The sequence below is a fragment of the Bradyrhizobium sp. P5_C11_2 genome (assembly GCF_054049755.1).
In genome coordinates this window covers 1-9,685 of sequence record NZ_JBFULT010000280.1, presented here as the reverse complement: position 1 = coordinate 9,685, position 9,685 = coordinate 1, and the positions used below count along the sequence as shown (strand labels likewise).

Genomic DNA, 9,685 nt, shown 5'->3' with positions numbered 1-9,685 from the left:
GTGGTGAGGATTTCCTCGTCGTCGGTCTCTGAGAAGCGGAAGTCGATGCCTTCCTCCTCCTCCCCCTGGTAGTCGTCATCGTCGCTGTCGAGGGCGCCGCGGACGCCGGTCTCCTCCTCGGGCTCCATCAGGCTCGCCCCGATGGCGTCCTCGATCGCCCCGAACGAGACCGCGGCCGAGCTGTCGGCCAGGCCCTGCACCGATTTGATGCCGTGTTCTTTCAGGATCCGCTGCACGCCGCGGATGGTGTAGCCCTCGCCGTAAAGCAGCCGGCGGATGCCCTTGAGCAGGTCGACGTCGTCGGGGCGGTAGTAGCGGCGGCCGCCGCTGCGCTTCATCGGCTTGATCTGGGAGAATCGGGTCTCCCAGAACCGCAGCACGTGCTGCGGAATGTCGAGTTCCTGCGCTACTTCGCTGATGGTGCGGAACGCATCCGGCGCCTTGTCCAAATGCCTGATCCTTTTGGAGCGCGGTTACGCCTCCGGTTGAACCTTGCTGCCGTCGCCATTGGTGCGGTGCTGGGCGTTGATCCGCTGCTTCAGGATCGCCGACGGCTTGAACACCATCACCCGGCGCGGCGAGATCGGCACTTCGGTGCCGGTCTTCGGATTGCGACCGATGCGCTGACCCTTCTTGCGGACCATGAAGGAGCCGAACGAGGACAGTTTCACCGTCTCGCCCCGCTCGAGGCAATCGGTGATCTCCTTCAGCACGAGTTCCACGAACGCAGACGATTCCGTGCGCGACAAGCCCACCTTCTGGTAGACGGCCTCGCAGAGATCAACACGCGTTACGGTTTTACTTGTATCGGTCATCGCCCTGCCCCACATCACGGCGAACAATTGTTGTCTGAAATTATGAGGTTACGATACGACGGTCAACAGCGCTCATCAATGCAGAAGCATCGATAATCCGCGCTGATTCGGGCAAAATTTTATCGAGTGTGGCTTACCAGCGCACCAGCGCGGAGCCCCAGGTGAAACCGCCGCCCATCGCTTCCAGCAGAACCAGGTCGCCGCGCTTGATGCGGCCGTCCTTGCGCGCCACCGCCAGCGCCAGCGGGATCGACGCGGCCGAGGTGTTGCCGTGACGGTCGACGGTCAGCACCACCTTCTGCGGTGCGATATGAAGCTTGTGCGCGGAGGCGTCGATGATTCGCTTGTTGGCCTGGTGCGGCACGAACCAGTCGATGTCGTCGGCATTGAGCCCGGTCGCCTCGAAGGCATCGACGATCACATCGGTGATCATGCCGACCGCATGCTTGAAGACCTCGCGGCCCTCCATGCGCAGATGACCGACGGTCTGGGTCGAGGACGGCCCGCCGTCGACGAACAGCTTTGCCTTGTGCCGGCCGTCCGAGCGCAGATGCGTGGTCACCACGCCGCGATCGGTCGCCGCCTGGCCCGGCTGCTCCTGCGCCTCCAGCACGACCGCGCCGGCACCGTCGCCGAACAGCACGCAGGTGCCGCGGTCGTTCCAGTCGAGGATGCGCGAGAAGGTCTCGGCGCCGATCACCAGGGCGCGCTTGTAGGTGCCGGTGCGCAGGAAATTGTCGGCGGTGGCTAGCGCGAACACGAAGCCCGAGCAGACCGCCTGGAGATCGAACGCCGCGCCGTGATTGATGCCGAGCCCGTGCTGCACGGCAACCGCGCTCGCCGGAAACGTGTTGTCCGGCGTCGAGGTCGCCAGCACGATCAGCTCGATCGACTGCGCATCGACGCCGGCATCAGTGAGCGCGGCCTGCGCCGCCTTGATCGCCAGATGCGAGGTGAACTCGCCCTCGGCCGCGACGTGGCGCTCGCGGATGCCGGTGCGCTGCACGATCCACTCGTCGGACGTGTCGATGCGTGCCGCCAATTGGGCATTGGTCACCACCTGCTCCGGCAGGTAGGCCCCGCAGCCCAGCACGACCGAACGAATCTTGGTCACGAAACATCCTCCGGCGCGGTTGGCACGGAACTGAGCGCCCCCCCGTCGCGGTTAAGCATCTGATTGATCTTGTTCAGGAGATCGAATTTGACCATCTCATAGCCAACATCGATTGCATAGGCAAAGCCTTCGGCGTTGATTCCGCCGTGGCTCTTGACCACGACCCCATTCAATCCAAGGAACACGCCGCCATTGGACTTGTTGGGGTCCATCTTGTCGCGCAGGGTCTGGAAGGCTCTGCGCGCGAAGAGATAGCCGAGCTTGGACATCCAGCTCCGCTGCATCTCCTCGCGGAGCAATGCCGCGATGTGGCGTGCGGTTCCCTCGGCGGCCTTGAGCGCGATATTGCCGCTGAAGCCCTCGGCGACGATCACGTCGGCCAGCCCCTTGCCAATGCCGTCGCCCTCGACGAAGCCGATATAGTCGAGCTGCGGCAGGTTCATCGCGCGCAGCATTTCCCCGGCCTCGCGGATCTCCTCGTGGCCCTTGATCTCCTCGACCCCGATATTGAGCAGGCCGACGGTCGGACGCGGCTTGTTGAACAGCACGCTCGCCATGGCCGCGCCCATCACCGCGAGCGCCACCAGATGTCGCGCATCGCCGCCGATGGTGGCGCCGAGGTCGAGCACGACGGACTCGCCGCGCATGGTCGGCCACACCGCGGTGATTGCCGGACGGTCTATGCCCGGCAGCGTGCGGAGGTGGAAGCGCGACATCGCCATCAGTGCGCCGGTATTGCCGGCGGAGACCGCGACATCCGCCTCGCCCTTCTTCACCGCGTCGATGGCAAGCCACATCGAGGAGGTTCTGCGGCCGCGCCGCAGCGCCTGGCTCGGCTTGTCCTCCATGCTGACGGCGACGTCGGTATGAAGGATCCTGGAAGCCGCCTTCAACGCGAGGTGCTTGTCGAGCTCGGGCTCGATCCTGGCGCGGTCCCCGACCAGCAGGAACTCGGTCTCGCGATGCCTGCCGAGCGAGATGGCGGCGCCCGGAATAACCACGGCGGCGCCGACGTCGCCCCCCATGGCGTCAAGCGCAATGCGAACCTTGCTTGGCATCAAAATCCCGGAAACCTGGTCTGGCGCGGTCGTCAACGAGCGGGGCCGCGAAATGGGTTCGCCATGGACATGGCGACCGGCCGGGCGCAACGCCGCACCCGGGCCGGGGCGCGACAATAGCGTTTTGTCATCCCGAAACAACCTCTTGCCCCCAGTCTTTTGCATTCAGGACGACCCGGCCCGAGACGCCGGAATTGGTGTGAAACGTATAAAAATCAAAGAGATAAGATGTCCTCTCAAACCATCCAGGCAACCACCTCGCACCCAATCGCGGAATCGACCCCGCCGGGAAGAGCCGCCTATGTGTCTTTCTTCTTATCCTGGAGCGCCTTGAGCACCGCGAACGGATGATCCCCGGGATCGGTGGCGGTGACCTCGGTCTCGAACACGACACCGGGCTTGCGCGGATAAGGATCGATCGCCAGGAACAGCGCATCGGTGGCGAGGCGGCCGAGGTCGATGATGCCGCCAACGATCGCCTCGGGCGGATCGACGACCTCCGGCGGCTCCGCGTCGTCCTGCCCTTCCTCGATCAGGTCGGTCAGCCGCCGCGCCTCGGCCTCGGGCGCGAAGATCAGGTCGATCTCCTCCTCGATCTCGTTCTCGATCGGATCGAGCGTCACCACGCAGGTCTGGCCGATCCGGGCGCGGACGTGACCCGTGACATGGATGCGCCCGCCGCTTTTCAGCGTGACATCGAGGGCGGCCCGGGCGGACAGGACTTCGCGCAGGCCCGCGAGCCCGGCCATCGCCTGCCGCTCGGCGGCGGAAGCCTCCAGCTCGCGGTGCAGGCCGGTGTCCGGGATGTGCGCGACGATGACGGGAACGCGCCAGGGATCTGATTCGGCAGTCGGTCGGTTCATGGCGTGACGTCCTCGGGAGGTGCCGGTGGAAACGCGAAACTGGCGTCCAGAAGCGCCGCCTCGCCGGTCCCGGCCAGATCGGCCGCCGTTGCCCGGGCGTAAGCCGCGAGCCGCCGCGCCTGATCCATTCCGGCACCATTCAAGATATTCTTGCAGATGGCCGATGCCAGCGCCTCGCCGCCACCTTCCATCGCCTCGTCATAGGCCTTCGCCCGGCCATAAAAGGCCTCGCCGAAGGCCCGCATCCGCTTCGGCACGGTCTGGTCGCCGACGCCCATCTCGCGCAGATTGTCGTCCATGTCCTCGCAAAAGCGGTCGAACAACGCCTGCGACAGCTCCGCGCCGCCCTGGACGGTGCGCAGGCGCCGCAGCAACAGCCACAAATGCAGCAGCAACAGGTCGAAACGCCCGTTAACCGTATCGGGCACGCCCAAGTCGCGGTAAAATATGGGTTCTCGCGCCTGCGTCACGATCATGCCATAGATGGTCTCAATGGTGCCGCGCGGGGCTAGGCGGGGTTTCCTGAAGTGATTGAACGGCCAAAGCATTGTGGTTTCCGCAAGCGGGCGCGCGTGTGTTGCATTCAGAGCCCTCGCCCGGTACTTCAGCGCCTCGCGCGACGCAAGGGGACGGAATCAGTTCCGCAATGACGATATCGAACCAGACCAGCCTGCGCGCAGACAAGCGGCACGGCCTTCACGCGCGCTGGCGCGCCTTGCGCTTGCTTGCGGCCGCGGCCCTGGTCGGCGCGACGCTCGCGGGCTGCGGCGGTGAGCAATTCCAGAAGGGCTACATCCTGCCGCCCGGCGCGCTCGAGCAGATTCCGATCGGCGCGAGCCAGGACCAGGTGCTGATCGTGATGGGCACGCCCTCCACGGTCGCGACCCTCGACGGTGAGGTGTTCTATTACATCTCGCAGCGCTCGGAGCGCATGGTCGCCTTCATGAATCAGAAATTGGTCGATCAGCGCGTGATCGCGGTCTATTTCGACAAGAACCGGCGCGTGCGCCGGCTTGCCAATTACGGCCTCCAGGACGGCAAGATCTTCGACTTCATCAGCCGCACCACGCCGACCTCGGGCCAGGAGATGAGCTACCTCACCCCGCTGTTCAAGCTGCTGAGCTTTAACTAAGGCTTCAGCCTGCGGCGTCGTGCCGCCTCCCGCGCGGCACTTGCCGTCGCGTGCGACTTGCCGTTGCACGCCGCCTTCCCTACGCTCCCTGCAAAGCAAGAAACAGGGAGTGGATTCGTGCTCAGAACTTTGTTGTCCCGCCGTCGCGTGCTCACCGGTGCCGCCGGCCTTTCGGCGGCAGCCATCCTGCCGCGCACGAGCCTTGCCGACTGGAAACCCACCGAAAACGTGCGCATCGTCGTGCCGGCCGCGGCCGGCGGCTCGACCGACGTGATGGGCCGGCTGCTGGCCGCCCATCTGCAAACCGCCTGGGGCCAGTCGGCCGTCGTGGAGAACCGCTCCGGCGGCGGCGGCACGATCGGCACGGCGGAAGTGGTCCGCGCCAAGCCTGACGGCCACACCATCCTGATCGGTAATCCCGGGCCGAACGCGATCGCCTACAGCATCTTCAAGAACCTCACCTACAAGCCGGACCAGCTGCAGCCCGTCTCCAACATGATCCGGATCCCGAACATCGTCTCGGCGCATCCGAAGACCGGCATCAAATCGGTCGCCGAGCTGATCGCCTTCCTCAAGGCCAATCCGGACAAGCTCAGCTACGCCTCCTCCGGCGTCGGCCAGAGCCCTCACCTCACCGGCGCGTGGTTCCTGCAGCTCACCGGGCTGAAGATGACGCACATTCCGTTCCGCGGCGCCGGGCCCGCGCTCCAGGCCGCGCTCGCCGGCGACATCCAGATCCTGTTCGACAATCTCTATCCGAGCCTGCCGCAGGTCCAGAACGGCACGCTCACCGGGCTCTGCGTCACCACGGCCGAGCGCAGCGACCTCGCGCCGAATCTGCCGACCATGCGCGAGAGCGCGCCGGAGCTTGCCAATTTCGACGTGTCGTCCTGGTTCTCCGTGTTCCTGCCGAAAGGCGTGCCCGCTCCGGTCCTCGAAGCCCTCAATCTTCAAGTCAAGGCGATGCTCGAACGCGACGACATCAAGAAGAACATCGCCGCCATGGGGGCCCGCGCCGACTACGGCACGCCGCAGCAGTTTTCCGACTTCCTGGACGCCGAGACGAAGAAGTTCGCCGGCATCATCCAGAAGGAAGGTCTGCAGATGGACGTGCAGTGACGCGCAGCGTCATTCCGGGGCGGCTCGAAAGAGCCGAACCCGGAATCTCGAGCTTCCGGGTCTGGTCCTTCGGACCATCCCGGAATGACGACACCAAACAAAAACCCCGCGGCTCTCGCCGCGGGGTTTTGTCTTGCCTCATCGGCGCTGCTCAGTGCGCCAAAATCGCCAGCAGCAAGAGCGCCACGATGTTGGTGATCTTGATCATCGGGTTCACCGCGGGACCGGCCGTGTCCTTGTAGGGATCGCCGACGGTGTCGCCGGTCACGGCCGACTTGTGGGCGTCAGAGCCCTTGCCGCCGTAATGGCCGTCCTCGATGTACTTCTTGGCGTTGTCCCAGGCGCCCCCGCCCGAGGTCATGGAGATCGCGACGAACAGGCCCGTCACGATCACGCCGAGCAGCATCGCGCCCACCGCCGAGAACGCCGCCGACTTGCCGGCCGCGCCACCGCCTGCGATCACGTAGATCAGAAAGTAGACGACGATCGGCGACAGCACCGGCAGCAGCGACGGGATGATCATCTCCTTGATGGCCGCCTTGGTCAGCAGGTCGACCGCCTTGCCGTAATCCGGCTTGTCGGTGCCCTGCATGATGCCCGGCTTCTCGCGGAACTGCCGGCGCACCTCCTCGACGATGGCGCTGGCCGCACGTCCCACCGCGGTCATGCCCATCGCACCGAACAGGTAGGGCAGCAGGCCGCCGAACAACAGGCCCACCACCACGTAGGGGTTGTTGAGCGAGAAGTCCGGATTGACGCCGGCGAAATAGGTGTGATGCGCGGAGTCCGCGATGAAGAACTTGAGGTCCTGATTATAGGCCGCGAACAGCACCAGCGCACCGAGACCGGCGGAGCCGATCGCGTAGCCCTTGGTGACCGCCTTGGTGGTGTTGCCGACCGCGTCGAGCGCATCGGTCGACTTGCGCACCTCCTTGGGCAGGCCCGCCATCTCGGCGATGCCGCCGGCGTTGTCCGTCACCGGACCGAAGGCGTCGAGTGCGACGATCATGCCGGCCAGCGCCAGCATGGTGGCCGTCGCGATCGCGATGCCGAACAGGCCGGCAAGGCTGTAGGTGACCAGGATGCCGGCGATGATGACGATCGCGGGCAGCGCGGTCGCCTCCATCGAGATCGCAAGACCCTGGATCACGTTGGTGCCGTGACCGGTCACCGACGCCGCCGCGATCGACTTCACCGGGCGATAGTCGGTGCCGGTGTAGTATTCGGTGATCCAGATGATCAGCGCGGTGACGACAAGGCCGACGATTCCGCATTCGAACAGCGACATGCCGGTGTACTCGACACCGTCGAGCTTGCCGAAGCCGATCAGGGTGTAGATCACGCCGGCGATGCCGATCAGCGACAGGACGCCCGTTGCAATCAGGCCCTTGTAGAGCGCGCCCATGATCGACTGGCTCGGCCCGAGCTTGACGAAGAAGGTGCCGATGATCGAGGTGATGATGCAGATGCCGCCGATGGCGAGCGGCAGCGTCATCATGCTCATGAGGATCGGCGTCTTGGCGAAGAAGATCGCGGCGAGCACCATGGTGGCGACCGCGGTCACCGCATAGGTCTCGAACAGGTCGGCGGCCATGCCGGCGCAGTCGCCGACATTGTCGCCGACATTGTCGGCGATGGTGGCCGGGTTGCGCGGATCGTCTTCGGGAATGCCGGCCTCGACCTTGCCGACGAGGTCGCCGCCGACGTCCGCACCCTTGGTGAAGATGCCGCCACCGAGACGGGCGAAGATCGAGATCAGCGAAGCGCCGAAACCGAGCGCCACCATGGCGTCGACGACGACACGGCTGTCAGGCGCAAGCTTCAGCGAATAGACCAGGAAGCCGAAATAGAGGGTCACACCTAACAGCGCGAGACCCGCCACCAGCATGCCGGTGATAGCGCCCGCCTTGAAGGCGAGCTCGAGGCCGCCTGCGAGCGACGTCGTCGCGGCCTGGGCGGTGCGCACATTGGCGCGGACCGAGACGTTCATGCCGATGAAGCCGGCCGCCCCCGACAGGATGGCGCCGATGGCAAAACCGATCGCGACGTAGAATCCGAGGAAATAGACAAGCAGCACGAAGATGACGATGCCGACCAGACCGATCGTGGTGTACTGACGCCGCAGGTAGGCCTGTGCGCCTTCCCGCACCGCTCCCGCAATCTCCTGCATGCGCGGCGACCCCGCATCCGCACTCAACACCGAAGACGTCGCCCAAATCGCGTAGACGACGGAAAGCACTCCGCAGAGCACTATCAACCATAATGCTGTCATGTGATTTTTTGCCTCAGATCCTTGATGTACGTACCCCCGGCGCCTTTGTTTTTCCGTCGTGCGGTGCGGCGCCTTTATATTGAACAGGGCCGCTCCTTGCCTGAAGGGGTGGCCCTGGTCGGTCACAACCTTGCCAAAATCAGCATGCGGGTGCAACGCCGTAAGCGGCCGAAAAGGCCGATCTCGGCAGGTATTTAGGCTTGGTCTATGAGCGCGCTCGCGCGCCGGTTTGGAGCAATTCCTAGAAGTGGCTGTACGAAAGCCGCTTCAGGGCCAGTTCCTTGCCCTGCCCGTCCAGGAAGCGCGGCCGCTCATGGCCCGCCACGATCGTGCCGATCGCCGTGACGCCGAGCCCCACCGCCCGCCCCGCGGCAATCAGCGCATCGCTGTGCGCGGCCGGCACGGTGCACAGCACCTCGTAATCGTCGCCCCCGGCCAGCAGCGTCTCAACGCAAACGATGTCACGCGCAACGAGGCCGGCGGCCGCCGCGGACAGCGGCACGCGCGCCACGTCGATGGTGGCCGAGACGCCTGAGGCCGCACAGAGCTTCGTCAGATCACCGGCGAGCCCGTCGGAGACGTCCATCGCAGCCGTTGCATGGTCACGCACGGCCTGCGCCAGCACGTTGCGCGGCTGCGGCACGCGATAGCGCGAGACCAGCATCTCTCGCGCGATCGGATCGGAGGCCAGCGCATCCGCCACCGCACCACCGGTGAGCACGTCGAGGCCGAGCGCGGCATCGCCGATCGTTCCCGTCACCAGGATAAGGTCGCCCGGCCGCGCGCCGGTGCGGCCGACCATCCGCCCCTGCGGCACGCGGCCGAAGGCGGTGATCGAGATCATCTGCGGTCCCGGCGTCGACACCGTATCGCCGCCAAGCAGCGGGCAGGCGAAGGTGTTGGCGTCCTCACCGAGCGCATCCGCAAACGGCCTGAGCCAGCGATCCTCCCTGCTGCGCAGGGCCAGCGTCAGCACGAAACCGGCGGGTACAGCGCCCTTGGCCGCGAGATCTGAGAGGTTCACCCGCAGCGCCTTGCGCGCGATGGTGTCGGGCGGATCGGTGGCAAGATAATGCACGCCTTCGACGACGGCGTCGGTGGTGACAACGATGTCGTCGCCGGACGAGGACAGGATCGCGGCATCATCGACCAGCCCCAGCGCGCCGGGATCGGTCGCCAGCGGCTTGAAATAGCGCGCGATCAGGGAGTCTTCGCCGGAGGGATCGTGCGGGTTTGCCATCAGCGTCAGCCAAACACACCGCTGTCATCGCCCGGCTTGACCGGGCGATCCAGTACGCCGAGACGGCAGTGA

At 65.5% G+C, this 9,685-nt stretch carries 10 protein-coding genes; 2 read left to right on the top strand and 8 right to left on the bottom strand.

Features of this window, described 5'->3' with window-relative positions; translation table 11 throughout:
* From ACXJL8_RS23895 to ACXJL8_RS23870, 6 genes are all read right to left on the bottom strand, one after another.
* Positions 1 to 449: MerR family transcriptional regulator (locus ACXJL8_RS23895; protein ID WP_456685688.1), on the bottom strand; the 449-nt coding region annotated here is incomplete at its 3' end.
* A gap of 24 nt (positions 450 to 473) precedes the next feature.
* Positions 474 to 815 carry an integration host factor subunit alpha gene (locus tag ACXJL8_RS23890; protein ID WP_247983728.1) on the bottom strand — a complete coding sequence of 114 codons (342 nt, stop codon included), beginning with the start codon at positions 813 to 815 and terminating at the stop codon, positions 474 to 476.
* 133 nt (positions 816 to 948) lie between these two features.
* Positions 949 to 1,929 (bottom strand): beta-ketoacyl-ACP synthase III, encoded by a 981-nt coding sequence (locus ACXJL8_RS23885; RefSeq protein WP_456622182.1) that lies wholly within the window; start codon positions 1,927 to 1,929, stop codon positions 949 to 951.
* Complete coding sequence (gene plsX / locus ACXJL8_RS23880) at positions 1,926 to 2,987, bottom strand: phosphate acyltransferase PlsX (RefSeq protein WP_456622183.1); 1,062 nt, start codon at positions 2,985 to 2,987, stop codon at positions 1,926 to 1,928. The genes ACXJL8_RS23885 and plsX overlap by 4 nt, the downstream gene beginning before the upstream one ends.
* A 299-nt stretch (positions 2,988 to 3,286) precedes the next feature.
* Positions 3,287 to 3,850: a YceD family protein gene (locus tag ACXJL8_RS23875; RefSeq protein WP_456622184.1), complete on the bottom strand. Its 564-nt coding sequence runs from the start codon at positions 3,848 to 3,850 to the stop codon at positions 3,287 to 3,289.
* The gene (locus tag ACXJL8_RS23870; RefSeq protein ID WP_456622185.1) at positions 3,847 to 4,398 is read right to left on the bottom strand and encodes a ubiquinol-cytochrome C chaperone family protein; all 552 of its coding nucleotides are present in this window, start codon (positions 4,396 to 4,398) and stop codon (positions 3,847 to 3,849) included. Before ACXJL8_RS23870 ends, ACXJL8_RS23875 begins: the two co-directional genes overlap by 4 nt.
* Positions 4,399 to 4,496: 98 nt before the next feature.
* Between ACXJL8_RS23870 and ACXJL8_RS23865 the strand changes: the two genes are divergently transcribed.
* Together ACXJL8_RS23865 and ACXJL8_RS23860 are read left to right on the top strand one after the other, a co-directional pair.
* Positions 4,497 to 4,982: an outer membrane protein assembly factor BamE gene (locus ACXJL8_RS23865; RefSeq protein ID WP_456622186.1), complete on the top strand. Its 486-nt coding sequence runs from the start codon at positions 4,497 to 4,499 to the stop codon at positions 4,980 to 4,982.
* Between the two features lie 117 nt (positions 4,983 to 5,099).
* Positions 5,100 to 6,101 (top strand): Bug family tripartite tricarboxylate transporter substrate binding protein, encoded by a 1,002-nt coding sequence (locus ACXJL8_RS23860; RefSeq protein WP_456622187.1) that lies wholly within the window; start codon positions 5,100 to 5,102, stop codon positions 6,099 to 6,101.
* 151 nt (positions 6,102 to 6,252) lie between these two features.
* Here the strand turns inward: ACXJL8_RS23860 and ACXJL8_RS23855 are convergent, their stop codons facing one another.
* Together ACXJL8_RS23855 and thiL are read right to left on the bottom strand one after the other, a co-directional pair.
* Positions 6,253 to 8,373 carry a sodium-translocating pyrophosphatase gene (locus ACXJL8_RS23855; protein WP_456622188.1) on the bottom strand — a complete coding sequence of 707 codons (2,121 nt, stop codon included), beginning with the start codon at positions 8,371 to 8,373 and terminating at the stop codon, positions 6,253 to 6,255.
* Positions 8,374 to 8,614: 241 nt separating this feature from the next.
* The gene (gene thiL, locus ACXJL8_RS23850; RefSeq protein ID WP_456622189.1) at positions 8,615 to 9,613 is read right to left on the bottom strand and encodes a thiamine-phosphate kinase; all 999 of its coding nucleotides are present in this window, start codon (positions 9,611 to 9,613) and stop codon (positions 8,615 to 8,617) included.
* Between the last annotated feature and the right edge of the window lie 72 nt (positions 9,614 to 9,685).

What these genes read in the sequence shown, in the direction of transcription:
- ACXJL8_RS23890 (WP_247983728.1), bottom strand. Translation starts at nt 815, where the DNA reads ATGACCGATACAAGTAAAACCGTAACGCGTGTTGATCTCTGCGAGGCC.
- ACXJL8_RS23855 (WP_456622188.1), bottom strand. Translation starts at nt 8,373, where the DNA reads ATGACAGCATTATGGTTGATAGTGCTCTGCGGAGTGCTTTCCGTCGTC.
- thiL (WP_456622189.1), bottom strand. Translation starts at nt 9,613, where the DNA reads ATGGCAAACCCGCACGATCCCTCCGGCGAAGACTCCCTGATCGCGCGC.
- ACXJL8_RS23870 (WP_456622185.1), bottom strand. Translation starts at nt 4,398, where the DNA reads ATGCTTTGGCCGTTCAATCACTTCAGGAAACCCCGCCTAGCCCCGCGC.
- plsX (WP_456622183.1), bottom strand. Translation starts at nt 2,987, where the DNA reads ATGCCAAGCAAGGTTCGCATTGCGCTTGACGCCATGGGGGGCGACGTC.
- ACXJL8_RS23865 (WP_456622186.1), top strand. Translation starts at nt 4,497, where the DNA reads ATGACGATATCGAACCAGACCAGCCTGCGCGCAGACAAGCGGCACGGC.
- ACXJL8_RS23875 (WP_456622184.1), bottom strand. Translation starts at nt 3,850, where the DNA reads ATGAACCGACCGACTGCCGAATCAGATCCCTGGCGCGTTCCCGTCATC.